This is a genomic window from Streptomyces sp. HSS9-12 (genome assembly GCF_054963655.1).
The window spans coordinates 1-23,898 of record NZ_JBUEGC010000024.1; the positions used below are offsets into that span (position 1 = coordinate 1).

A 23,898-nucleotide genomic window follows, 5' to 3' on the forward strand; every position below is an offset into this window, starting at 1 on the left:
GCAGACATGGCCGAACGAGCCTGCCCAGGCGGCCACATCGCTGCGGCGCCTACCCTGGACCGACGAGGGGAAGCCCGCGTACGTCGTCCAGGGCGACGGAACCGTTAACCGCATGGCCGACGCCCTGGAGGCGGAGATTCTGACGACAGCGGAGATGGACAGGGAGCGGGCCCTGAAGGTCGCCGACGACCCGACAGCATCGAAGCTGGAGCTACGCCTGGCGATCCGCTACCTGGCTCACGCTACCCAGGACGCAGCCCAGGTCGCGACCCTGCGGGGAGAGCGCCTGGACAGCGCGGCAGGGCTTCCCGTCGACCTGCCTCTCTACGGCCAGGCTGCGGCCAGGGTCGGCCAGGCCGTAGAGACGGACAGCGTTAACGGACAGCGCGGACACCGTTAACGGCCAGCGCGGCCAGTAGCGCAGCCAGCGCGGACAGCATGGCCAAACACGAAGAGGCCCAGCGGTCACCCCCGGACAAGGGGCGGCCACTGGGCCTCAGTCATGCGGTCAGGGAGTTGCTCCTGGTGCTCGTTGTCCTCGGCTGTCCATGCGCCCTGACCAGGCAAGATGTCGTTAACGATATGCACGATGGCCAGCCGTTGCGGCCAGCCGGGGACAGCGTCGCGGACAGGACGGCCAGCCATTGCGGCCAGCCTCCCCGGCCAGGGCGGACGGCGGACAGGATCGATGAGCCGTTAACGGCCAGCGCGGACAGGGTCGCGGCGCGCCGCGGCCAGGTCCGCACGCACTGACCGCATGAGGGTCAGGCTGTCCGTCAGGGTCGGTTCCTTGTCCGCTGCGGGCGCGGTCACGACCGCCGGCCTTCGAGTCGGCACTTCAGGCACGTGGAGCCCGGCATCACACCGAAGTTGTGCGTCGGGCAGATGCTCCAGCCTGGTTCCCCGTCACTCCACGGGCCGGAGCGGGGGCGCTGGCCCTTCGACTTCGGCGCGGCGTTATGGGCAGCGGCCTTACGGCGGTTGCTCATGCGGGCCACCCGGGGAGACGGAAGCCAGCGCCAGACAGGGCCTGCGGAGTCAGGAGGAGGTCCGCCAGGAGGCGCCGGTATTCCGTGATTTGCGCTGCCTGGAGACTGCCCTTCGCCTGGGCTGCCTCCAGATCGATGACCAGGGCGACAGCGCCAATCTGGCTGTCGTCGTACAGGGTCGCGGCGGGGCCTGACCAGATGCTGGCCCAGCGTTCACGCTGCCAGTCCTCCCAGTGGGAGCGATTCGCCGGGACGTCCGGCACGGGAAGCGGGCACTCTGCGGGTAGTTCGACGGCGCGCGCGCCGCCGCTCCACTTCCCCCGCCTCAGGTTGGTCTCGTTGGCCATGCGGCCACCTCCAAGGTTGTGTATGGGTGGGTTGGGTCGCTCTGCGTGGCGGGGCCCGGATCTCCGCCCGAACGCACCTGGCGGAGATCTCCCCGGCGTGCCCGGTCCCCTAGGGGCAGGGGTCACCCCGCACCCCCTCAGTCACAGACCGTGAACACATCGCGTGTCAGTCAGCGACGCAGAGGCACAACAGAGCACGCGGGCCAGGTCACTTGGCGTTGAAGCCGTAGTCCTGCGCTGTGTAGCGCGAGTGACAGCGATGGCAAACGGCCAGCCAGTTGGACGGGAGGTTCCACTTCGGCCCGGCCAGGCCCAGTGAGTCCAGGTGGTGGACCTCCGTGGAGGCAGGGCGTAGAGGCGCGGGCGTGCCCTCACACCAGGGCGACTCGCAGAGAGGATGCTCCCGCAGATACCGGCGGGACATCGCGGCGAAAGTCGTACGCCTGCCACGGGGAACCTGACGGTTAGCCGACCGGTACGCCTTGCCCGTGCTATCACTACGGGCGTGAGCCCGGCACTTGTCACGCCAGGTGAGGCAGGGACACCCAGCGACAGGACACGTCTGCATCGTGCGTACGCCTTTCGGCTGGGGGCCAGGGTCGCACTCGCCGTCGCAGACACCGGCCTGGGCGTCCTGGTCCGCTGGGGCGTCTGTGCGGGCCTCCGCGGGGCCGGGAGAGGGACGCGGGACGGAAGGGGCCTGGGGCCGCTCCTGGGGCGCCTGACGCGCGTACAGGGCGTCTGGCAAGCCGTCCAGGGCCAGGACCAGCCCAGCGCGGATCAGGTTCACGGCAACGGCGTCCGACACGGTCAGTTCATCACCAGGGTCGTAGACCTGGCCGTTCAACTCGAAGCGACGGCCCATGCCGACACGGACCTTCACGGGGCCTCTCCTTCCGGGGCCAGGGAGACGCGGCTGGGCCGTGTCTCGGAACGGGGCCCAGCGGTGAAGCCAGGCCCCGCAGTGACGTTGACGGTCAGTCGGTCGGGGCGTCGGCGGGGTCCAGGTACTCGATCGAGTTCCCCAGGGCGGCGGCCCGGTCGGCGGCCAGCTCCATGACATTGCCGTTCGCCTTGCTGCGAACCTTCACCAGGCGGTCCGGGGCCTTGTCCGACAGGCCGTCATCACTGAGACCGGCAGCGCGGAAGGACTCCATGACCTCCCGGACCTCCGCCAGGCCAGGCGCAGCCTGCGGGGCCAGGCCATCAGCGCGCATGACCACGCCAGACTCGTTGTAGTCCGGGCGGCCCGATCCCTGCCAGGCGTAGACGAAGCGGCGGAAGTTGGCGGCGGCGGCGAACGCAGCACGGGCAGCCAGAAGCGCGCGGTGCGCCTCCTCGTACGCCTTCGCAGCGTCCTGGAGGCGCTGGGCGGAGCCAGGCGCCAGTTCGCCGACGTGCTTACGGAAGGCAGCGACCAGGAGGGCGTCCTTCGCGCGGACGGCCTTCGCCAGGGCCTGGGCAGCACCGATGATCCGAGGGCGAAGGTCGCGGGCCTCTGCCAAGGTGGATCTGACCTTTAGCGGGTCATTACCAGCGGCGACCGCGTCAGCGGCAGCGACAATGTCCTTCGCTTCGTACGTGGACTCCCACTGGTCGCTGATCAGCGCGGCATGCTCGGCCTCGAAGTCTGCCCAGCGGTCGTACGCGTCGTCACGGGCGGCCAGGAGCGGGCGGACCGGCTCCGGGAGGAGTTCAGCGGGGGGAAGGATCGTGATGCTGGGTGTGATGGTGTTCACGGTGTAGGTCTCCATTCAGGGTGTGAGAGGGGCCAGACGGCCGTACGGCGCGCTGGCGGGGCCTCCCTGGTCGTCGGTGGCCAGGGAGGCGAAGAGAGGGCGCTACGAAGGCTGTGAGACGTCCGGCCAGGGCTTGATCGAGACGCCGAAGGCGTGGGCATCAGCGCCGAACTGAGGCGCGCGGACATCGACGCCAGCCGCACGAAGGACGCGCTTCAGAGTTCCGAGTGGGACGCCGTGACCGTGGTGCCGGTTGAGGGCAGCGACGACGACACGGTGAAGCTGACTGACCGGGACAGACGCGTCAGGGTCCGGAACCAGGACGTCAGCTAGGACAGCGGACAGCGGCCCGACGAACTGTTCGTCGCGGCTATCCAGGGGGCGGGGGGAGCGGCGCTGATGGGTCATGCGCGGACCTCCTGGCGGTTCCGGGCGTCCAGGTACTGGCTCCGGCGGACGCTCGCCTCCTGGGCCCGGGTCTGGGCGTCCAGGAGCTTTGCCAGTACCTCCAGCGCGTCCAGGTCGATGTCGGTGGAGGCGGCCAGCTTCAGGGCCGTGCCCGTAATGAGGTTCCGGACTGTCTGGCGCTGGAGGGCATCCGGCGACGGGGAGAGGCGCGGGGGCATGTCGGCGGGCGTGGGGGCGTACAACGGGTCGGACATCGTGGGTTCTCCGATCGGGTCAGGGAGGGCGTAGGCGGCCGTACGAGCGCGCGCCAAGGACCGCCCCAGGAAGAGGGCCTGGGGCGGCTGGAAAGGCTTCTGAGAGGGGCCTGGAGGGGTCGGCCGGCGTTTACGTCGTGCCTGGTCAGGCGGCTTCGTCGCGTGCTTCGTAGTTGTTCACGCGGGCCTGGATCTCGCCTTCAGTCAGGCGCGGGACGGCTTCGATGAAGGGGGCCAGGTACGGGGCCAGGGAGGCGTACCGGCTGGCGTAGAACTCCCAAGGGCAGCGGTCGACCTTCGAGGCGTGGCAGGGGAGGCACAGAGGCAACTTGTTGTCAACCGTGTCAGAGCCGCCCCGGATCAGCGGAAGGACATGGTCGATTTCGTAGCCGTCGGCCAGGGAGCCGCCGCAGTCACCGCAGCCGTACACGCCTTCGTCGTCCCAGTGGTTCAGGAGGTCGTCCATGGAGTGGTTGTCCGTCTCGGCTCCGAAGAGGACCGCCCGGCGGCGGTGAGTGGCCAGACGGGCGGCCTCCTTGCGCTTCGGGGTCTGGTCGTACTCGCGCTGCCAGTCGCGCTTCCACTCCTGGTACTGCGGTTCCTTGCGGCGCTGGCGGTCGTACGCACGCTGACGGGCACGCTCCGCCTCTCGGTACTCCGGGTCCTCGCGGCGGGTGCCTCTGCGCGCGTTGTCGCACTCTCGGCAGTTGCCGTACCGCCCGCCGAAGTGGGGGCCGGATCGAAACTCTGTGAACGGCTTCACGGTGCGGCAGCCACCGCAGACCTTCGCCTGGACACCAGCGGCGCCTAGACGCTTGTGGAGGCCACGTACGTACTTGTACTCCGTCAGCTTCTCGTCAAGGGCCGCGCGGAAGTCGGCGGCAGAGGTGATCTGGGTCATCGTGAACTCAGTCCTTTCAGTCGGGGGGCCCTGCCGCTCGACGCCTGGAAAGGACGAAACAGGCGGAGCGGCAGGGCGGTGCCCAGGTGATCGGCCTGGGCGGTTCAGGGGGTGCGGGTCAGGCGCGCGACAAGCGGCCGTCAGCGGCCATGCGCTTCAGGAGCGCGGAAATGACCATTCGCATCGTGGGCGGGTTGTCGGGCACGCCATGCGCAGCGGCCACGGTCATGCCAGCGCGGAAGGCTGTCTGGCGGATGTCCCGTGGGACGGCAGAACAGTTCACGTCGTCGTTGTCGAAGACCCAGGGCGCGTCAGGGGCGAACGTCAGGGAGAGCATGAAGAACACGTCCACGAAGTAGGCCGCTTCGTCGGCCAGCTCCTCCACGCTGGGCAGCGGCAGGCCGTTGGAGTCGACAGGCTCCGCGTCAGGCTTCGCCTTCAGCTCCTGGTGGCGCTCCCACAGCGCATGGCGGACGGCCAGGACGGCGCTGTCACTGGCCCTGACACGGTGACGCTGGAGGACGTTGATGAGCTGACCCCGGATTCGTGGAGTCCCTGAAGCCAGGCTTATGATCCTGGCCCGAAGGAGAACCACGAGCAGTGCCAGCACCACGTAAGTACCCGGACGAGCTCCGCGAGCGGGCCGTCCGCGAGGTCCGCACCACCGGCCGTCCGATCGCACACGTCGCAAAGGACCTGGGCATCCACAAGGAGGCCCTGCGCGGGTGGGTCCGCCAGGCTGAGGCGGACGCCGGCGAACGCGACGACCGGCTGACCACCGCAGAGAGGGAAGAGCTGAGGCAACTCCGCAGGGAAAACACGGAGTTGAGGCGGGCCAACGAGATTCTGAAGGCCGCGAGCGCGTTTTTTGCGGCGGAACTCGACCGTCCCCGGACGAGGCCGACCAGGTGATCGAGCACCTCAGGGACAAGGGCCTCGGGGTCGGGTTCGCCTGCCGGGTGCTGGGGCTGTCCGAGTCGGCGTACTACGCGCGCAAGAAGCGGCCGAAGTCGGCCCGCCGGCTGCGTGACGAGCAGCTCATGCCGCTGATCGAACAGATCCATGCCGAGTCCGGCGGCACCTATGGCGTCCGCCGGATCACCCGCGCGCTCAAGCGCAAGGGTGCGCAGGTGGCCCGCTGCACCATCGAGCGGCTGATGGACGAGCTGGGCCTGGAGGGCGTCATCCGCGGCCAGCGGCGCCGTACCACCGTGCCGGAGCCGTCGGCACCCCGCCCGCCGGACCTGGTCGACCGTGACTTCACCGCGAGCCGGCCCGACCAGCTCTGGGTGGCCGACATGACCTATGTCCGCACCTGGACGGGCTGGGTATACGTGGCGTTCGTCCTGGACGTGTACTCGCGGATGATCGTCGGCTGGCAGGTCGCCAACCACATGCGGACCGAACTCGCCCTGGACGCCCTGGAGATGGCGCTGTGGAGACGGAGGATCAAGAAAGACTCCGGCCTCATCCATCACAGCGACCGCGGCTCGCAATACGTATCCATTCGGTATACCGAGAGGCTGTCCGAGATCGGCGCCGCCGCCTCGGTCGGCTCGGTCGCGGACAGCTACGACAACGCGATGGCCGAGGCCCTGAACGGCACTTTCAAGGCCGAGCTGATCGAGATGCAGGGCCCCTGGCGGGACTTCGACCAGGTCGAGCGGGCGATCTTCCAATGGGTCAGGTGGTACAACGAAGAACGGCTCCACTCCGCCCTCGACTACGTACCTCCCGCCGAGTACGAACGCGACTGGTGGCGACAACAGGCATCGTTCCCGCAGTCCGCCTGAAACAAGATCACCGGACTCTACGAAACTCGGGACAGCTCATGACGATGGGGGCGGTCGTGTCTGTCTCGCGGCTGTCAAGGGCGTGCCAGCCAGCGGCGGTCAGGTCGTTGACGATGGTGGTCAGCGTCGCAGCGTTCATCAGACAGACACTCCCTGGGCGCGGTAGTAGGCGGTGCGATGGGCGGGGCCGCAAAACTTCTGGGGGCGGCCACGGCCGGAGTAGGGCAGTGGTGCGGAGCAGTGGAGGCACTCGGCTTCAGCCAGGGCGGCCATGCGCGCGGACCTGTCGTCGTCCTCCTCGGACAGCAAGTCGTCGCAGTAATCGTCGCGGTCGTTCGGGCCGCAGAACTTCTGGCGCCCCGTGTACTCACTGAACGGCTGGCCACAGCGGGCGCAGGTGCGAAGCGGCTTCGGCGTCTTGGACCGTTGGTACCGCTTCCGGCATGTGGGGGAGCAGTAGCGGCGCTGGCGACCCGTGAGGGCCGTACCGCAGCCGCCCAGACACTCGTCTTCGTAGGCTGGCATTTCCATGATCGTGAACTCCTGTGTGGTGTGTGAGGCGCGCGAAGGCGCCCAGGAATGACGAAGGGCCTGGACCCACGTCAGGACCCCGACCAGCGCGCACACCACTACGCGAAGGCTGGGGCCCTGGCGTGGAGCCAGGCCCGGAAGGCTGCGTCAACGTGGAGCCCTGACGCTGGGATGGTTCGGGACAGCGCGTTCACGACCGTTGTGGTGTGGGTCGTTGGCGCTGGAAGGGAAGCTGGGCCCCTGGACATGCGGGCGCATCGACGGGCCCGTCCAGGGGCGTCCGGCGGCGGACTGAGGGAGCGCGCCGGAAGACGAAAAATGGGACCGCTGACCGCTTCACGCCCCCCTAGCAGGTAGAGGCGGAGCAGATCAGACGGTCCCACGATCGAGCAGCGACCCGGTGCCTGCTAGGCGGTCGCGATGCGGCACACGCGGTGCCTCCACTACTGGTCAGGTGAGGACCTCCCCCGTTCTGGGTGGCGCCCGGTCGGGACCTGGGCGGGAGTGACGTCGGTCACCTGGTGGGGAGGCGGGTCGTGAACGGCATACGCGGGCCAGGGCAGCGGAGGAGGCACGGCGTAGCCGCGTCTCGGCTGGCGCGGGCGCTGTCGGTCGGCCAGACGGCGGGGCCAGTCGTTCACGATGGAGGCGGCCAGGCTTCCCGGGCGGGGCCGTACGTGGGCCCTGGAGGGCCTCCGGAAGGGCGCATGAGGCAGGCGAGTCAAGAGGCATCAGACGCCCTCGGAGAGGCGCCTGGGGCGCCCAGGGGAGCGGCTGGCGGGTGCTGGCCGGAGACGGTCCCGAGGCAGCGGAGGGGCGGGCCGACGGGCGTAGTTCTCAAACTCAAAATGGCGTCCCACCATTGGGGGGTTAGGCCCAAGAGCGGAGTCTTATATAGCTCTACTTGGTTAGGTAGGACGTCAAAAAAATATAGAAAACACTGCTGGTCAAGGCCCTGCTAACTCCGGAAGGGTGTCCCAGGTTGGGGCCTCACCCGTTCCTCGCTGCCTCGAAGCCGTTGGGGCCCCGCTCCGGGCCTCCCAGCCGCCCCCGCTCCCCTGGGCACAGCCGCACCGTGAACGGTCCTCAGCGGCCCCTGGAGCGACGAAGAGGGGCCGACTCCGTCCGGGCCGACCCCTCGTAAACGCTGGCAGCGCGCTGCCTCCTACCTGGCGAGCATCTCCGGCGCGCCACCCAGCGCGGCGGCCTCCTCCTCTGCCATGACCTCCTCCAGGCGTGCCGCGTGCATGTCTTCATGCGCGCCCAGCGTGAACGACAGGCGCCCCTGGTCCGGTCCGTTCAACCGTTCAGCCCCTCCGCCTGAACGGCCCTTCGCCACGGTCGCGCGTGCGCCAGCGTCCAGGAGGAGCTGTCGGCGGCCAGCGGCGTCATGCCGGGCCCAGAAGCTGGCGTACGTCTCGCCGGTCTCCACGGTCTCCGTCCGGGCCTCCGTGCGGGGCGTCGCCTCCAGAGCCTCAGCGCGCCGCTCCAGGGCGTCCACCTCCTCTTGCCAGATCATCCGGCCAGTCCGGGACTTGCGGGAGTCCTTGTCGGCGTACAGGGCGCGCAACTCCGCCTCCACCTCACGGAGTTCCGGCGTCGGGTCGTATCCCTTGTGCGTGATGACCTTCGTCATCTGGGCGTCCCCGATGCGGGCCATGACCTCCGCCTCCACGTACGCCTCCAGCCAGTCAGCGCGGATGCCAGCGGGAGCGGGGCAGCGTTCGCCCCTGGCCGTGGCCCGACAGTTGTAGTCCATGCCTCCGGCCCGCTTCGAGAGGTACAGATTCCCGCCGCATCCACGGCACTTCGCCACGCCCAGGAGCATGGCCTGGGTGTCCTTGCGGGTGCGGTTCTTCTGGGGCGTCAGCGTGGAGAGGTGATCCTGAAGGGTGTCGAACTCCTCCCGAGACAGGACAGGCTCCCCGATCAGGATCGGGTTACCGTCGCGGTCCCTGACAGGCTTCCCCTGGTGGAGTCGGTACCCCATCAGCGCCGGGGACCGGAGGACCTTCGACAGGGTCCCCGCTGTCCAGCGGAAGCGTTCGTGGCGCTGGCCGCCGCGCATCCCGCCAGGCTCCCGCCCCGCCTTGATCGCCTGGTAGTCGCGCGGCACGGGAACGCCGTCTTCGTTCAGGGCCATGGCGACGGCGGTGAGGGACTGGCCGTCCAGGACGTCACGGATGATGCCGGACAGGATCTTCACGGCCTCCGGGTCGGGGGCCAGCTTGAAGCCTTCGCCGTCGGGGTTCTTGATCTTCTCGTACCCGTATGGGACCAGGCCGCCGGAGTATCGGCCTTGCGTGCGGAGGGCGGCCTGGGCGCCTGTGACGCGCTCCTTGATGGCCAGGGCCTCCATCTGCGCACTGAAGGCCAGCATCATCATGATGAGCTCTGATACGGGCGACACGGTCCGCATGTCCAGCTCTAGCGGCGAGCCGCCGGGCCCCTCAGCAAAGACCAGGAGTTTCCCGTGGTCCTTTGCCCAGCGGCCTAGCTCCGCCATGTCGGCCATCGATCGGACGGCGCGGTCCATGCGCCACCAGATGATCATGTCGAAGTCGTCCGGGCGGGCCAGCCAGGCGCCCAGCTCCGGCCGGTCGAAGGGCGTCGTCTTCGTCGCGGAGACGTCCAGGTCCTCCGCCTCGCCGACAATGACAGCGCCACGACGGGCGGCCTCGTTCGAGTTGGCAGCGCGCTGCCGGGCGGGAGACGTCGTCTCATCCGTGCGGACAGACAGACGAATGGCGCTGAGGGCGCGGAGTTGAGTTGTCATGCGCGGGATCGTACTGGACTCTGAGTCGACCGGATGGCGGATCGACTATCACGTGGCGACGGAGAGGCTGGCGCAGCGGGCGGTGAAGGCCGTCGTGGAGCGGGCCGTGAGCTACGACCTGCGGTGGTCGGACCATGCGCCGGTGACCGTGGTGTACGCGACCGGGCCGTGAGCCGGGGCGCTGCGCCGGACTCCGGAGCGGGCGCGAGAATCGAAGCGTGAACGAGGACAGCCGCCGCGGCGGGACCAGCCCGAAGGCCGCCGACCGGGACCGTGACCCGGCCGGGCGGGCGCGCAGCGCACGGCCGCGCGATGGGCTGGGTCGGCCGCTGCCGTACGACGCGGAGGGCGTTGCCCGGCAGCCCGAGGGCATCCAGCGGACGCCCGACGAGACGCTGGAGGAGGCCCAGCGCCTGCTCGACGCGGGGATGCCCTTCCACGCGCACGAGGTCTTCGAGGACGCCTGGAAGTCCACCGCGGTGCCCGGCGAGCGGGCGCTGTGGCGGGGCCTGGCACAGCTCGCCGTGGGGCTGACGCATGCCTTGCGCGGCAACACCACCGGTGCGGTCGCGCTGCTGCTCCGGGCGGCGGACGGCGTCGTGCCCTACGAGCAGAGTCCCCCGTACGGGATCGACGTCTCGGGGATCGTCGGATGGGCACGCGTCCTCGCGGACGAACTGACCGCAGCGGAGCCCGCGGCTCCCGCCGGCCCCGCGCGGCTGACGGCTCCGCGGCTGCGCCGCGTGTCCTGAGCCGGGATCCACGGATCGCGCAGCGGCGCTCAGCGCTCGACAGCGGCGCGCGGACGCGACCGCGCGCCCCGTACCTCCAGCTCGCTGAGCAACTGCCGGGTGGCGTCGGCCACCGCCTCCACGGCCTGATCGAAGGCGGCGCGGTTGTGGGCGGCCGGGGCGCGGAATCCCGAGACCTTGCGGACGTACTGCAGCGCAGCCGCCCGGATGTCATCGTCGCCGACCTGCTCCATTACGGGCGGGCGAAGTGTCTTGATGCTGCGGCACATGCCTCCAGTGTGCGCCAGCTGTGCGCACGCGTTCAGCCTTCGGCCTGTTTCTTGCACCAGGCGTCGAGCTCCGCCCGCACCTGACGGTCCATGGCCATGGCCATTTCCGCGTCCACGACGCTCTTGGAGATGGGGCGGAGCCGCTCGATGGTCTCGGTGATACGGGCCACCTCGTCGGGGCCCAGCGGACCGTCCGTGGCCCGCTCGTCGAGGACATCGGCCAGTACGTGGCGGCGGATGAGCCGGGTGAAGAGCTCGGCGAGGGAGTCGACGTGGGCCCGTACCTCGCGGGCTGCCGCCAGCACCTCGGCCAGCGGCACCCCTTGGTCGACGAGCGCGCTGGAGGCTTCCAGCAGGCGGCGGCTGACGTGGACGAGCTCGTCACCGTCGACGGCGACGTAGCCGAGGTCCAGGGAAGCGGCCAGGTTCTCGGGGGTGACGTCGTCGGCGTACCAGTCGGCCAGCTCCTCCGGGGTGAGGCGGACCGGGGTCTCTTCGGACCAGGGGACCCCGATGGCGCTCTCCAGGCCGAGGAACTCGCCGACGTCACGGCCGCTTTCGAAGGCGGTGAGCAGTTCGGCTATGCCGCCCAGGGTGTGGCCGCGCTCCAGGAGGGCGCCGATGGTGCGCAGCCGGGCCAGGTGGTGCTCGTTGTACCAGGCGATACGGCCCTCCCGGCGCGGGGCGGGGAGCAGCTTGCGCTCGCGGTAGAAGCGCAGGGTGCGCACGGTGATGCCGGCCGCCTCCGCCAGCTCCGCCGTCCGGTATTCGCGGGGCTCGTCCGGCACTGCCTCATCCTGTGCTGCGTCGTCGTGTGCCACACCGGAAGCCTATGTCGGCACCCTCCGGAGCCGCCGGGCCCGCCCCCTGGCCCGCTCACGACCGGAAGCGGCGGTCGGCCGGAGCCCGATGGAGTACGTCGCCGCCGGGCCGCCCGGCGGCGACGTGCGGGCCGAAAAGGTGCAACCGGCGGTAACTTCCTTCTGCGAGACCCCTACCCCTGAGTACGCTCCTCCTCTACTCTCCCATCCGCGCCAGTGATTGCTGGCGTGATCGTGAGAGGGTGCTGGGAGGCGGCGGCATGGCCGAGCTGATACGCGAACGCGAGCACGTACGGGTGGCGGTGATCGGATCCGGGTTCGGCGGTCTGGGCGCCGCCGTCCGGCTGCGCCGGGCCGGAATCACGGACTTCACCGTCCTGGAACGGGCCGACGCGGTCGGTGGCACCTGGCGCGACAACAGCTACCCGGGCTGCGCCTGCGACGTGCCGTCCCACCTGTACTCCTTCTCCTTCGCGCCCAACCCGGAGTGGCCGCGGAACTTCTCCGGCCAGCCGCACATCCGCGCCTACCTCGAGCGCGTCACCGACACCTTCGGGCTGCGCCCCCACCTCCGCTTCAACTCCGAGGTGACCAGCGCGCGCTGGGACACCGACGAGCTGCACTGGGAGATCGAGACCACCTCCGGCACGCTCACCGCCGATGTGGTCGTCTCGGCGACCGGGCCGCTGTCCGATCCGAAGATCCCCGCCGTCCCCGGCCTGGACGGCTTCTCCGGCAAGGTCTTCCACTCGGCGCGCTGGGACCACGACTACGATCTGCGAGGCAAGCGCGTCGCCATGATCGGTACGGGCGCCTCGGCGATCCAGATCGTGCCGTCGATCCAGCCGACGGTGGGCCGGCTCACGCTCTTCCAGCGCACGCCCCCGTGGGTGCTGCCCCGGATGGACCGGCAGATCACCGGAGTTGAGCGCTGGCTGCACACCATGCTGCCGGCGACGCGGGCGCTGCGCCGCGGACTGCTGTGGGGCATCCGCGAGTTGCAGGTCAGCGCCTTCACCAAGCGGCCCAAGCAGATGGGACTGATCGAGGTCCTGGCGAAGTCGCATATGAAGAGGGCCATCAAGGACCCGGCGATGCGCGCCAAGCTCACCCCGGACTACCGGATCGGCTGTAAGCGCATCCTGTTGTCGAACGACTACTATCCGGCGCTCGCCCAGCCCAATGTCGACGTGGTCGCCTCGGGGCTGAAGGAGGTCCGCGGTTCGACGCTGGTCGCCGCGGACGGCACCGAGACCGAGGTGGACGCGATCATCTTCGGCACCGGATTCAGCGTCACGGACATGCCGATCGCGCATCGCGTCACTGGGGCGAACGGCACAACGCTGGCGGAGGAGTGGAAGGACGGGATGGAGTCGCTGCGCGGTTCGAGCGCGGCCGGCTTCCCCAACTTCCTGACCATCATCGGGCCCAACACCGGCCTGGGGAACAGCTCGATGATCCTCATCATCGAGTCGCAGCTGAACTACATGGCCGACTTCATCAGGCAGCTCGACACGCTCGGCGGGAAGGTCGCCCTGAGCGCCCGGCCATCGGCCGTGCAGGCCTGGAACCAGCAGATCCAGGAGCGGATGCAGCGGACGGTGTGGAACACCGGGGGCTGCGACAGCTGGTACCTGGACGCCAATGGCCGCAATACGACGGTCTGGCCGGGCACGACCGGAGAATTCCGCAAGGTGACCAGATATGTGGACCTCGCCGAGTACGAGGTCCTGCGCGCCCCCGCCCGTACTGCTGTGAACGTCACGACCGCCGAGGAGACTGCCGCATGAGCCGTCTGATGCATGTGAACTCCGGCCCCTATACCCCGCCCCCGGCGAGGCGCGAGCTGGCCGCTACCTCCGCCGACGGGAGCCGGCTGCACATCGAGGTGCATGGCGTCGAGGACGCGCCCACCGTGGTGCTGTCCCACGGCTGGACCTGCTCGACCGCCTTCTGGGCACCCATGGTGCGCAGGCTCGCCGACAGTCACCGCGTGGTGCTGTACGACCAGCGCGGTCACGGCCGCAGCCCGGCGCCAGGGCGTGAGGGATACAGCGCGCACGCGCTCGCCGACGACCTCGAGGCGGTCCTGCGGGCGGTGCTGGCACCCGGCGAACGCGCGGTGGTCGCCGGGCACTCCATGGGCAGCATGACCATCGTCGCCGCGGCCGGCCGTCCCGCGCTGCGGGAGCACGCGGCAGCCGTCCTGCTGTGCAACGTCGGCGCGTCGCGGCTGCTGGCGGAGGCCACGGTGCTGCCGTTCGGCGGGAAGCGCGTACGGCTTGGGGTGCACCGCGCACTGCTCACTTCGCGCGCCCCGCTCGGCCCGGTCACACCCCTGTCCAAGCTCATCCTCAAGTACGGGACGATGGGCCCCGGCGCGGCCCCCGACACCGTGGAGGCGTTCGCCCGTCTCGCGCACGCCTGCCCGCGTGCCGTACGAGCGGCCTGGGGCGAGGTGATGGCCGAACTGGACATCGATCACCGGATCGAGCATCTGACCATGCCGACCGCGGTGATCGCCGGTACGGTCGACCGGCTCACTCCGCTGGTGCACTCCCGGCGGGTGGTCGCCGCGCTGCCGCACTGCGTCGGCCTGACGGAGCTGGCCGGTCTCGGCCATATGACGCCCATAGAGGCGCCGGACGCCGTCGCCGGAGCCATCCGCGACCTCGTCCGCGATAGCCTCGCGCCGGCCGCCGCGCCCGTCCCCGTACAGCGGCAGCACGCGGACAAGCAGCTCGAGGGGGAGGCGTCATGAGCGCGCGCAGGAGCCTGGAGGGCCAGGTCGCGGTGGTGACCGGCGCCGCGCGGGGCGTCGGGGAGCTGCTTGCGCGCAAGCTCGCCGCGCGCGGCGCGAAGCTCGCCCTGATCGGTCTGGAGCCGGAGGAGCTGAAGCAGGCCGCGGGCCGGCTGCAGACTGATTGCGACTACTGGCACGCCGACGTCACGGACTTCGAGGCGATGGAGCGGGTCGCGGGCGAGGTCAAGGCGCGGTTCGGCAGGGTCGACATCGTCGTCGCCAACGCCGGTGTGGCGCAGGGGGGTCCGTTCGTGGACTCCGACGCGCGGTCCTGGAACCGGGTGATCGAGGTCAATCTGCTGGGCAGCGCCGCCACAGCACGCGCCTTCCTTCCCGCGCTGACGGAAAGCCGCGGCTATCTGCTGCAGATCGCCTCGCTCGCCGCGATCACACCCGCCCCGATGATGTCCGCGTACTGCGCCTCCAAGTCGGGCGTCGAGGCGTACGCGCACTGTCTGCGGGCCGAGGTCGGATACCAGGGGGTCAAGGTCGGCGTCGGATATCTGAGTTGGACCGACACGGACATGGTGCGCGGGGCGGACCAGGACGAGGTGATGCGCGAGCTGCGGCAGCGGCTGCCCTGGCCGTCGAACAAGACCTACCCGCTCGGCCCGGCGGTCGACCGGATCGTCGAGGGCATCGAGCGGCGCTCGGCCCATGTGTACGGGCAGTGGTGGCTACGCGGAATGCAGGGCATCCGCGGCTGGCTGCCGGGGCTGATCGGGACGGTCGGGCAGCGCGAGATGCGCCGCTTCGCGCCGCGGCTGGCCGCCACGCGCACCTCCCGCAGGGGACTTGTCGGCGCGGGTGGCGCGGCGGACGAGAAGGAGCGCGTCACGCCACGGGAGTAGCTCTCCGTACGCGCTGCTGACCTGCAATGTGTCGCCGTCCGAGAAGCCGTGCACAAGCAGGGGCGCATCCTGTGAGGGATGCGCCCCTTTCGGGCTCTTCGCTCCCTTAACCCGAGGGGCGCGGCGGCAGCTTGGGCCGCCGCCGGTCCGGCACGTCCGAGTAGTCCGGCGGCTCCTCGGCCGGGTGCTTCTCCAACAGCTCCAGCGCCAGCTCCACCGCGTCGTCGAGCTGCCTGTGCCGCCCCTCCGCCCAGTCGATGGGGGTGCGTTCCACCTCGACGTCCGGCTCGACACCGTAGTTCTCCACGCCCCACCCGTACCGCTTGAACCAGGCCGCGTTCATCGGCACGGTGATGACCGTCCCGTCCCCGAGCCGGTGCCGGCCGGTCATCCCGACCACCCCGCCCCAGGTGCGCAGGCCCACCACCGGCCCCAGCCCCAGCAGTTTGATGGCGGTCGTGATCATGTCGCCGTCGGAGGAGGTCATTTCGTCCGCCAGCGCGACGATCGGCCCGCGCGGCGCGTTCGAGGCGTACGACACCGGCTGCGCGCCCCGCGTCAGATCCCAGCCCAGGATGGTCCGGGTGAGCTTCTCCATCACCAGCTCGCTGATGTTGCCGCCCGCGTTGCCCCGTACGTCCACGATCAGCGCGGGCAGTGCCATCTCCGGCCGCAGATCGCGGTTGAACTGCGCCCAGCCCGAACCGCCCATGTCCGGGATGTGGAGATAGCCGCACTTGCCGTCGCTGGTCTCCCGTACCACCTTCCGCCGCTTGGCCACCCAGTCCTGGTAGCGCAGCGGTCGCTCGTCGATCAGCGCCTGGATGGCGATCCGGCGCGGCGGACCCTCGCCCTCGGCGGGCTCGAAGGTCAGCTCCACGGTCGTGCCGCCGGCCGCCGCCAGCAGCGGGAACGGACCGGTCACCGAATCCACCGGCCGCCCGTCCACGTGCGTGAGGATCGCGCCCGGGTGGATGCCGGAGCCGGCGAGCGGCGAGTGCGCGCGGGGGTCGGAGGACTCGCCCGGCAGAATGCGGGCCACCGCCCACCGTCCGTCCTTGGTGCGGGTGAAGTTGGCGCCGAGCAGGCCGATCGCGCGCTGGTAGTGCGGCGGGCCCTCGTTGCGGCGGGACGGCGCGACGTATGCGTGGGAGGTCCCCAGTTCGCCCATCACCTCGCGCAGCAGATCCGCGAACTCGTCCGGTGTCGCGACGTGTTCGAGCAGCCCTCGGTACTGGGCCAGGACCGCGTCCCAGTCGATGCCGGACATGCCCGGGTCCCAGAAGTACGCCCGGACGGTCCGGCCCGCCTCCTCGTACGACTGCCGCCACTCCGCGCTCGGGTCCACCTCGTGCTGGATCCGCCGCAGATCCAGATACACCGTGGTGTCGCTGTCGCCCGTCTCGGTCGCCGGAACGGCCCGCAGTTCGCCGTCGTCGTTGATGACCAGCCGGGTCCCGTCGCCGCTGACCGCGAACGAGTCGAGATGGGTGACCAGTTCGGTGCGCTTGGCCCGCTTGAGGTCGAAGTGCTCCAGCGTCGGCTTGCCGGTGGTGTCGGCCGGATTGGCGAAGGTCTCCCCGAGCGCGCCGGAGATCGGCCAGCGCAGCCACACCAGGCCGTTGCCGCGCACGGGCTGGAGGGAGGAGTACTTCGACGCGGTCACCGGGAAGGGCGTGACCCGGCTCGCCAGTCCTTCGACCTCCACCGTCACATGCGCCTCGGCACCCATCTGATCGGGGTCCAGGCCCCCGGCGGCCGGCCGCCCCTCCGCCGACAGCGCGAAGGGCGACACCGTCGCCGACGACAGCGGTACGAGATACGGACGGCAGCCCAGCGGGAAGGACAGATCGCCGGTGTGCACGTCGTACACCGGGTCGAAGCCGCGCCAGGAGAGGAAGGCCAGATAGCGGCCGTCGCGGGTGAACACCGGCTGCTCGTCCTCGAATCGGCCGTTGGTGACGTCGACGATTGTGCCCGCTGTCTTCCCGGTGACTCTCGCCATCTTGATCTGGCGCAGTGTGCGGCCGATGCCGGGGTGGGACCAGGTGAGCCACTCCGAGTCGGGCGAGAAGGCGAGGTCGCGCACCGGTCCGTTGTCCGACCGGATCAGCTCGGTCACCACGCCGGCGTCCTCCGTCCCCGACGAGGACTCCCCGGACCGCTCGGCACTCTCGGCCTCACCGGACTCCGCGGAAGACTCCGCGGAAGACTCCTCGGACTCCCCGGACGAGACGTTGACGATCAGCAGCCGTCCGTCATGTGAGGCGACCGCCAGCCGCTCCGCGTCCGGAGAGGCGACCAGCTCGTGCACCCGGCCCAGCTGCCCGGCCGCCAGCCGCCTCGGCGGGCCCGCGGCAGTGGCCCGCGGAAGGTAGGCGATCTCGATCGCGTCCTCGCCCTCGGCGTCCGTGACGTATGCGACCTGCCCCGTCGCGTCGAGCATCACCGGGAGCCGGATACGCACCCCGGGTATGTCCGTGATCGTGCGGGCCGGTCCGTCGCGGTGTGTCAGCCAGTACAGGCTGCCGCGTACGCACACGGCGCTGGCCCGGCCGGTGGCATCCACGCACAGACCGTCGATGTTGGAGGAGGCCGGGATGTGGTAGCGGCGCCTGCCGGGCCGCGGACCGCCCAGCCGGATCTCCAGCTTCCGCGGCTCGGCGGACGGGTCGGTGAGGTCATCGGCCAGCCACAGGTCGCCCGCGCACTGGTAGACGACGCGCGCACCGTCGGTGGCGGCATGGCGGGCGTAGAACTCGTCGTGGTCGGTGTGCCGGCGCAGATCGGAGCCGTCGTGCCGGCAGGAGTAGAGATTGCCGATCCCCTCGTGGTCGGAGAGGAAGGCGATCCGGTCGCCCACGAACATCGGGCAGGCCAGATGCCCGTTCAGACCGGGCAGCAGACGCTCGCCATGAAGGTACATCCGGCCCGTCGCGCCACCCCGGTAGCGCTTCCAGGCCGCGGGCTCGTGCGGCGGTGTGCCGGTGAGCAGAAGCGTCTTGTGCTCCCCGCCGGCGTCGGCGACCGCGATGTCGGACAGCGGCCCCCAGGGCAGCTGCCCGCCGGGGCTGCCGTCGGTGGCCAGCTTGTAGCCCCAGGTGAAGTGCGAGAACGGCTGGCCGTGCGAGCCCACCGCCAGGATGTGCCCGTCGGGGGTCCAGCCGCAGACGCGGGTGTCGGTGCTGCCCCAGTACGTCAGCCTGCGGGCGGGTCCGCCGTCCACGGAGGTGAGGTGGACCTCGGGGTCGAGGCTGCGCCAGTTGATGAAGGCGATCTGGCGACCGTCGGGGGAGAAGCGGGGGTGGCTGATGCGGATGCGGTCGACCGTGAGCCGCCAGGCCCGCTCGGGCTTGACACCCGGCGCGGCAAGGGGAGCCAGCCACAGATCGTCCTCTGTTGTGAAGCAGAGCAGGTCACCGTGGAGGTGCGGAAACCGGAGATACGCGCCGTCGCTGCTCACGCAATCCATGGTTCGCGGGCGGCCGGGCCCTGGCAACTCGGGTGGCGTAACGGGATGCGCGCCGGGTCAGAGCGGCATGCGCGTGTCCTGTTCCTCGGCCTCCTCCAACAGCTCCTCCGCCAGATGGTCCAGCGCCCGGTCCAGCTGCGCGCGGTCCGCGGGGTCGCGGACGTCCCAGTCCTCCAGCCGCTCATCCAGCCAGTGCCGCCATGCCGCGGTGAGCCGGGCGACCTCCGCCTCCCCGGCCGCCGTGAGCGCGAGCCGGTCGCCATCCTGCGCCGCGTACCCGCCGTCGACGACCCGCCCGAAGACCGGCTGCAGCACCTCCACCGGCATCCCGTGCGCGGCCGCGACCGCGCTCAGCGGCGCCACACCCCGGACCCTGGACCGCCAGTGGATCTGGCCGAGCGCCCACGCCTCCCCGGGCGTCAGCCGGCTGCCCGAGGCGGCGATGAGCTGACGGGGCACCGGCGCCTGCCCTCTGCGCATGACGCTCGCGACCGCACGGGCCAACTGCTGGTCGGCGTCCGCCGAGTCCGGTGCGGCGAACCCCTCGCCCATGTCGGTCGCCGCGGCCCGGGCACTGTCCCGCAGCGGCACCTCCTTGAGGAACAGCGCCACGAGGAAGCCGAGGAGCGCGATGGGGACGACCCAGAAGAAGACGTGGCTCACGGTGTCGGCGTAGGCATCGATCACCGGGGCCGCCTTGGCGGGCGGCAGTGAGTGCAGGCTGCGGGGGCTCAGGACGGCTGCCTTGGGCACGCCGGGCGCCTGGGCGAGTGCCCGGTCGAGGCTCGGCTCCAGCCGGCTGCTGTAGAGCGTGCCGAAGACGGCGGTGCCGAACGCGCTGCCGAGCGTACGGAAGAAGGTGACGCCGGAGGTGGCCGAGCCCAGTTCGTGGTACGGGACGGTGCTCTGCACGGTGATGATCAGGACCTGCATGGTCAGCCCGATCCCCATGCCCAGCACGAGCATGTAGAGGATCTCCAGCCCTGCGCTGGTGCCCGGGCCCATGGTGGACATCAGATACAGGCCGAGCGCCGTGAGACCCGTACCCAGGATCGGGAAGATCCGGTACCGGCCGGTGCGGGAGATGATCGTGCCGGACAGCAGCGCGGTGCCCAGCAGCCCGATGACCGCGGGCAGCGTGCGCACGCCCGACGCCGTGGCGTCGACCCCATTGACGAACTGCAGATACGTGGGCAGGTAGGTCAGCGAGCCGAGCAGCGAGAAGCCGACGATGAAGCTGAGGATCGAGCAGACGGTGAAGACCGGATTGCGGAACAGATCCATCGGGATCATGGGCTCCTTGGCCTGCCGCTCCACGAATACGAAGGCGGTCAGGAGCGCGACGGAAGCGGCCAGCAGACCGATGATGATGACCGAATCCCATGGGTGGGTACGGCCCGCCCACTCCAGGCCGAGGACGAGGGCCGTCGCCCCCAGCGCCACGAGCACGATGCCCGCGTAGTCGATGACCGGCCGCGCCGCCGGCCGGACGTGCGGGATCGTACGGGCCCCCATCACGACCATGACGACCGCGACGGGGATGTTGACGTAGAAGCACCAGCGCCAGGTCGCATAGTCGGTGAAGACGCCGCCGAGGGTCGGGCCGACCACGGTGGTGACGGCGAAGACCGCCCCGAGGGCGCCCTGGTACCGGCCGCGGTCCCGCAGCGGGATGACTTCGGCGATCAGTGCCATGGCGGTGACCATCAGACCGCCGGCACCGACGCCCTGCACGGCGCGGCCGATGATCAGCAGGAGCATGTCGCCCGCCATGCCCGCGAGGACCGAGCCCCCGACGAAGACGAACGCGCTGATCTGGAAGACGGTCTTCCTGCCGTACGAGTCGCCGAACCGGCCGACCAGGACGACCGAGATGGTCTCGGTGAGCAGATAGGCGGTCACGACCCATGCCATGTGCCCGGTGCCGCCCAGATCCGCCACGATCGTGGGCAGTGCCGTGGAGACGATCAGCTGGTCGAGGGCGGCCAGCATCAGTCCGAGGACAACCGTGGCGAAGACGGCGTTCATCCGGCGGGCACTGAGCACGGGCGGCGTGGTGGGAGGCTCGGCCAGAGCCGTGGTCATGGCGTCGCACCTCCCGCGGCCGGAGTCGGGGACTCCCCTCTTCAGGATTCGGCGCGCGGGGCCGGGGGCGCCACCCCCTGGAGCCCGGGGCTGTGCCGGGGCCGAATGGGAATCGATCAGGGATCGATCAGTGATTGGCGTATGACCGATCAGAAATGAACATCCGCGTCGAGTGCGCGATCGCAGGGCAGATGCTCTTGCGAACCATTTGCAGTTAGCCACTATCATCGGACTGTCCAACGTACGAGCGGAGCCCGCGATGCATGTCCCCGACGGATTCATCAACGCACCCGTGTCCGTGGCAACCGGCGTCGTTGCCGCCGCCGCGGTCGCCATCAGCTTGCGCGGAGCCCGCCACGAGCTCGGGGCCACCCAGGCCGGCGGCTACGGGGGCGAGCGCACCGCGCCCCTGGCCGGCCTCGTCGCCGCGTTCATCTTTGCCGTGCAGATGCTGAATTTCCCGGTCGCCGCCGGGACCAGCGGGCATCTGCTGGGCGGCGCGCTCGCCGCGATCCTGGTCGGCCCGTACACCGGCGTCCTCTGCGTCTCCGTAGTGCTGCTGATGCAGGCCGTGCTGTTCGCGGACGGCGGTCTCACCGCTATCGGCGTCAACATCACCGACATGGCAGTGGTGACCGTCCTGGTCGCCTACGCGGTCTTCCGTGGCCTGGTCAAGGTACTGCCGGGCGGACGCGGCGCCGTCACCGCAGCGTCCTTCGTCGCCGCACTCGTCTCCGTACCGGCCGCGGCCGTCGCCTTCACCGGCGTCTACGCCCTCGGCGGCACCGCCGATGTCGCGCTCGGCAAGGTCTTCGGCGCGATGGTCGGCGTGCACGTGCTGATCGGCATCGGCGAGGCGGCGATCACCGCCCTGACCGTCGGCGCGGTCATCGCCGTACGCCCGGACCTGGTGTACGGCGCGCGCGACCTCCGGCGGCCGCTGCGGCTGGTCACCGAGACCGCCGTGGCCACTCCGATACGCGCGCAGAAGCTGCCCAGCGGTACGAGCACCAGCATCAGCACCAACAAGGAGACGGCGTGATGTGCGCCACCACCACCGAGGCTCCGCAGACGTGGACCCCCGCCCCCGCCCCGAAGAAGTCCGTCAAGGCCCTGTGGCTCCTCGGGCTTCTGACCGCCCTGGTCCTGGCCGGCTTCGTCAGCTACTACGGCTCCGCCGCCCCTGACGGCCTGAACAAGGTCGCCGCCGACCACGGCATGGACAAGAAGACCGAGCGGCACGCGACCGAGAACTCTCCGTTCGCCGGCTACGAGACCAAGGACGTCGCCGACTCCCGGCTGTCCGGCGGCCTGGCAGGCGTCATCGGGGTCGGCGCGACGCTTGCCCTCGGCACCAGCGTCTTCTGGGCCGTCCGCCGCGCCACGCCCACGTCGGCCGGCTCCTCCTCCTCCTCCGCGCAGGACGGGTGATGGGCGCGGGGCACGCCCACAAGCTCTACCGGCACGGCCACTCCCCGGTCCACCGGCTCCCCGCGCACTGCAAGATCGCGGCCGTCTTCTGCTTCGTCCTCGCCGTGGTCGCCACCCCCCGCGAGGCGGTCTGGGCCTTCGGGCTGTACGCGCTCCTGCTGGCCGTGGCCGCCGCTGCGGCCCGCGTCCCGGCCGGCTTCCTGCTGAAGCGGCTGCTGATCGAGGTGCCGTTCGTCGCCTTCGCCGTGCTGATGCCCTTTGTGGCCGAGGGTGCGCGGGTGGAGGTGCTGGGGGTGTCGCTGAGCGTCTCCGGCCTGTGGGGCGCCTGGAACATCCTCGCCAAGGGCACCCTCGGCGTCGCCGCGTCCGTTCTGCTCGCCGCCACCACTGAGCTGCGCGATTTGCTGCTCGGCCTGCAGCGGCTGCGCATGCCCCCGCTGCTCGTACAGATCGCGTCGTTCATGATCCGCTACGGCGATGTGATCGGCGACGAGATGCGCCGGATGCGGATCGCTCGGCTCTCGCGCGGCTTTGAAGCGCGCGGCGTGCGCCACTGGGGGGTGCTGGCGAAGTCGGCCGGGGCGCTGTTCATCCGCTCCTACGAGCGGGGGGAGCGCGTACACCTGGCCATGGTCAGCCGCGGATACTCCCCCGCAGCCTCCGGCGCGAGAGATACCCCCAACGCCATGCCGGTGATCGACCAGGTGACCGCGACCCGGGTCCAGTGGGCGTACGCAGCCGCCCTCCCGGCCGCGGCCCTCAGCGTATGCCTGACAGGATGGGCGCTGACATGACTGCCTCCCTCGCCCCCTCCCTCGAGGTCAGCGGCCTGGCCTACGCCTATCCCGACGGCCACCAGGCGCTCTTCGGCGTCGACCTGACCGTCGGGCGCGGTGAGCGCGTGGCGCTGCTCGGCCCCAACGGCGCGGGCAAGACCACCCTCGTGCTGCACCTCAACGGCATCCTCCAGGCGGGTGCGGGCACGGTCCGCATCGCCGGCCTGCCGGTTGAGAAGGGCAATCTCGCCGAGGTGCGCCGCCGCGTCGGCATCGTCTTCCAGGACCCGGACGACCAGCTCTTCATGCCGACCGTCCGCGAGGACGTCGCCTTCGGTCCGGCCGCCGCAGGACTGCGCGGGGCGGAGCTGGAGTCCCGGGTCGCGGCGGCCCTGGAGCGCGTCGGCATGGCCGGCTACGCCGACCGCCCGCCGCACCACCTCTCCTTCGGGCAGCGGCGCCGCGTCGCGGTCGCGACCGTCCTGGCCATGGAGCCGGAGATTCTGGTGCTGGACGAGCCGTCCTCCAATCTCGACCCAGCGTCACGCCGTGAACTGGCGGACGTTCTGTGGTCGTTGGACGTCACCGTGCTGATGGTCACCCATGACCTGCCGTACGCGCTGGAGCTGTGCCCGCGGTCGGTCGTCCTCAGCGGCGGCGTGATCGCGGCCGACGGTCCCACTCAGGACCTGCTGTGTGATGAGGACCTGATGCGGGCTCACCGGCTTGAGCTGCCCTTCGGTTTCGACCCGCGTTCGGTGACCGCGCCGGTGAGGTGAGGGTGCGAGGCCCCACCCATTACCACAAGTAACGCGTTGTTCGCTACCCCCGAGTAATAAGTCGTGTCATGGGCGGGATAACTTGTGCCTCACGGCAGTTGTGCAGGACTTTCTCTCCAGA

21 protein-coding genes and 2 pseudogenes are annotated in these 23,898 nt (G+C 70.3%); 11 read left to right on the forward strand and 12 right to left on the reverse strand.

Going from position 1 to position 23,898, the window contains the following annotated elements:
• Positions 1–400 (forward strand): hypothetical protein (locus ACY34J_RS14960; protein ID WP_462727032.1); only part of this gene is annotated, 400 nt, incomplete at its 5' end.
• 585 nt (positions 401–985) lie between these two features.
• Here ACY34J_RS14960 and ACY34J_RS14965 read toward each other — a convergent pair.
• Positions 986–1,336, reverse strand: a complete 351-nt coding sequence (locus tag ACY34J_RS14965; protein ID WP_462727031.1) for a hypothetical protein — start codon at positions 1,334–1,336, stop codon at positions 986–988.
• A 977-nt stretch (positions 1,337–2,313) separates the two neighbouring features.
• Entirely contained in the window at positions 2,314–3,075 is a 762-nt protein-coding gene (locus ACY34J_RS14970; protein ID WP_462727030.1) for a hypothetical protein, read from the reverse strand.
• A gap of 153 nt (positions 3,076–3,228) precedes the next feature.
• Between ACY34J_RS14970 and ACY34J_RS14975 the strand changes: the two genes are divergently transcribed.
• The gene (locus ACY34J_RS14975) at positions 3,229–3,408 is read left to right on the forward strand and encodes a hypothetical protein (RefSeq protein WP_462727029.1); all 180 of its coding nucleotides are present in this window, start codon (positions 3,229–3,231) and stop codon (positions 3,406–3,408) included.
• Between the two features lie 71 nt (positions 3,409–3,479).
• Here ACY34J_RS14975 and ACY34J_RS14980 read toward each other — a convergent pair whose 3' ends face one another.
• The 3 genes from ACY34J_RS14980 to ACY34J_RS14990 all read right to left on the reverse strand — a co-directional run bounded on the left by ACY34J_RS14980 (position 3,480) and on the right by ACY34J_RS14990 (position 5,251).
• The gene (locus ACY34J_RS14980) at positions 3,480–3,737 is read right to left on the reverse strand and encodes a hypothetical protein (RefSeq protein WP_462727028.1); all 258 of its coding nucleotides are present in this window, start codon (positions 3,735–3,737) and stop codon (positions 3,480–3,482) included.
• 145 nt (positions 3,738–3,882) lie between these two features.
• A complete protein-coding gene (locus ACY34J_RS14985) occupies positions 3,883–4,638 on the reverse strand; it encodes an HNH endonuclease (protein ID WP_462727027.1) in 756 nt (251 codons plus the stop codon).
• Positions 4,639–4,756: 118 nt separating this feature from the next.
• On the reverse strand, positions 4,757–5,251 hold the full coding sequence (locus ACY34J_RS14990; protein ID WP_462727026.1) for a hypothetical protein: 495 nt from the start codon (positions 5,249–5,251) through the stop codon (positions 4,757–4,759).
• Here ACY34J_RS14990 and ACY34J_RS14995 point away from each other — a divergent pair.
• Positions 5,239–6,431 (forward strand): IS3 family transposase gene (locus tag ACY34J_RS14995; RefSeq protein ID WP_462727025.1). Its coding sequence is split into 2 segments (ribosomal slippage): positions 5,239–5,509 and positions 5,509–6,431, totalling 1,194 coding nucleotides; the frame shifts between segments, so codons are not numbered across the junction. The two genes, ACY34J_RS14990 and ACY34J_RS14995, sit on opposite strands and share 13 nt — an antisense overlap.
• A gap of 7 nt (positions 6,432–6,438) precedes the next feature.
• On the opposite strand, the gene ACY34J_RS15000 is transcribed toward ACY34J_RS14995, so the two are convergent.
• The 3 genes from ACY34J_RS15000 to ACY34J_RS15010 form a co-directional block, all read right to left on the reverse strand.
• A complete protein-coding gene (locus ACY34J_RS15000; RefSeq protein ID WP_462727024.1) occupies positions 6,439–6,570 on the reverse strand; it encodes a hypothetical protein in 132 nt (43 codons plus the stop codon).
• The gene (locus ACY34J_RS15005; protein WP_462727023.1) at positions 6,570–6,956 is read right to left on the reverse strand and encodes a hypothetical protein; all 387 of its coding nucleotides are present in this window, start codon (positions 6,954–6,956) and stop codon (positions 6,570–6,572) included. Before ACY34J_RS15005 ends, ACY34J_RS15000 begins: the two co-directional genes overlap by 1 nt.
• A 1,171-nt stretch (positions 6,957–8,127) precedes the next feature.
• Positions 8,128–9,738: a recombinase family protein gene (locus ACY34J_RS15010; RefSeq protein WP_462727022.1), complete on the reverse strand. Its 1,611-nt coding sequence runs from the start codon at positions 9,736–9,738 to the stop codon at positions 8,128–8,130.
• 1 nt (position 9,739) lies between these two features.
• Here ACY34J_RS15010 and ACY34J_RS15015 point away from each other — a divergent pair.
• Both ACY34J_RS15015 and ACY34J_RS15020 read left to right on the forward strand, forming a co-directional pair.
• Positions 9,740–9,910: pseudogene (locus ACY34J_RS15015) on the forward strand (exodeoxyribonuclease III); the annotation flags it as partial.
• Positions 9,911–9,956: 46 nt separating this feature from the next.
• The gene (locus ACY34J_RS15020) at positions 9,957–10,490 is read left to right on the forward strand and encodes a DUF309 domain-containing protein (RefSeq protein ID WP_462727021.1); all 534 of its coding nucleotides are present in this window, start codon (positions 9,957–9,959) and stop codon (positions 10,488–10,490) included.
• A 29-nt stretch (positions 10,491–10,519) separates the two neighbouring features.
• Here the strand turns inward: ACY34J_RS15020 and ACY34J_RS15025 are convergent, their stop codons facing one another.
• Both ACY34J_RS15025 and ACY34J_RS15030 read right to left on the reverse strand, forming a co-directional pair.
• Positions 10,520–10,759, reverse strand: coding sequence for a DUF2277 domain-containing protein (locus tag ACY34J_RS15025; protein ID WP_462727020.1), 240 nt, complete (start codon positions 10,757–10,759; stop codon positions 10,520–10,522).
• A gap of 32 nt (positions 10,760–10,791) precedes the next feature.
• Entirely contained in the window at positions 10,792–11,580 is a 789-nt protein-coding gene (locus ACY34J_RS15030) for a MerR family transcriptional regulator (RefSeq protein WP_462727019.1), read from the reverse strand.
• 260 nt (positions 11,581–11,840) lie between these two features.
• Here ACY34J_RS15030 and ACY34J_RS15035 point away from each other — a divergent pair, with 260 nt between their 5' ends.
• Genes ACY34J_RS15035 through ACY34J_RS15045 form a run of 3 tightly spaced genes read left to right on the forward strand, consistent with a single transcriptional unit; the run spans position 11,841 to position 15,234 of the window.
• The gene (locus tag ACY34J_RS15035) at positions 11,841–13,370 is read left to right on the forward strand and encodes a flavin-containing monooxygenase (RefSeq protein WP_462727018.1); all 1,530 of its coding nucleotides are present in this window, start codon (positions 11,841–11,843) and stop codon (positions 13,368–13,370) included.
• The gene (locus ACY34J_RS15040) at positions 13,367–14,341 is read left to right on the forward strand and encodes an alpha/beta fold hydrolase (protein ID WP_462727017.1); all 975 of its coding nucleotides are present in this window, start codon (positions 13,367–13,369) and stop codon (positions 14,339–14,341) included. Before ACY34J_RS15035 ends, ACY34J_RS15040 begins: the two co-directional genes overlap by 4 nt.
• Positions 14,338–15,234 (forward strand): SDR family oxidoreductase, encoded by an 897-nt coding sequence (locus ACY34J_RS15045; protein ID WP_462727016.1) that lies wholly within the window; start codon positions 14,338–14,340, stop codon positions 15,232–15,234. Before ACY34J_RS15040 ends, ACY34J_RS15045 begins: the two co-directional genes overlap by 4 nt.
• Positions 15,235–15,340: 106 nt before the next feature.
• Here the strand turns inward: ACY34J_RS15045 and ACY34J_RS15050 are convergent, their stop codons facing one another.
• Together ACY34J_RS15050 and ACY34J_RS15055 are read right to left on the reverse strand one after the other, a co-directional pair.
• Positions 15,341–18,706 (reverse strand): S41 family peptidase, encoded by a 3,366-nt coding sequence (locus ACY34J_RS15050; protein WP_462727015.1) that lies wholly within the window; start codon positions 18,704–18,706, stop codon positions 15,341–15,343.
• Positions 18,707–18,763: 57 nt separating this feature from the next.
• On the reverse strand, positions 18,764–21,127 hold the full coding sequence (locus tag ACY34J_RS15055) for an MDR family MFS transporter (protein ID WP_462761962.1): 2,364 nt from the start codon (positions 21,125–21,127) through the stop codon (positions 18,764–18,766).
• On the opposite strand from ACY34J_RS15055, the pseudogene ACY34J_RS15060 reads away from it, so the two are divergent.
• The 3 genes and pseudogenes from ACY34J_RS15060 (at position 21,051) to ACY34J_RS15070 (ending at position 23,777) form a co-directional block, all read left to right on the forward strand.
• Positions 21,051–22,222: pseudogene (locus ACY34J_RS15060) on the forward strand (energy-coupling factor ABC transporter permease). The gene ACY34J_RS15055 and the pseudogene ACY34J_RS15060 sit on opposite strands and share 77 nt — an antisense overlap.
• Positions 22,222–23,016: a cobalt ECF transporter T component CbiQ gene (gene cbiQ / locus ACY34J_RS15065; protein ID WP_462727013.1), complete on the forward strand. Its 795-nt coding sequence runs from the start codon at positions 22,222–22,224 to the stop codon at positions 23,014–23,016. The pseudogene ACY34J_RS15060 and the gene cbiQ overlap by 1 nt, the downstream one beginning before the upstream one ends.
• Positions 23,013–23,777, forward strand: a complete 765-nt coding sequence (locus ACY34J_RS15070; RefSeq protein ID WP_462727012.1) for an energy-coupling factor ABC transporter ATP-binding protein — start codon at positions 23,013–23,015, stop codon at positions 23,775–23,777. Before cbiQ ends, ACY34J_RS15070 begins: the two co-directional genes overlap by 4 nt.
• Positions 23,778–23,898 lie beyond the last annotated feature (121 nt).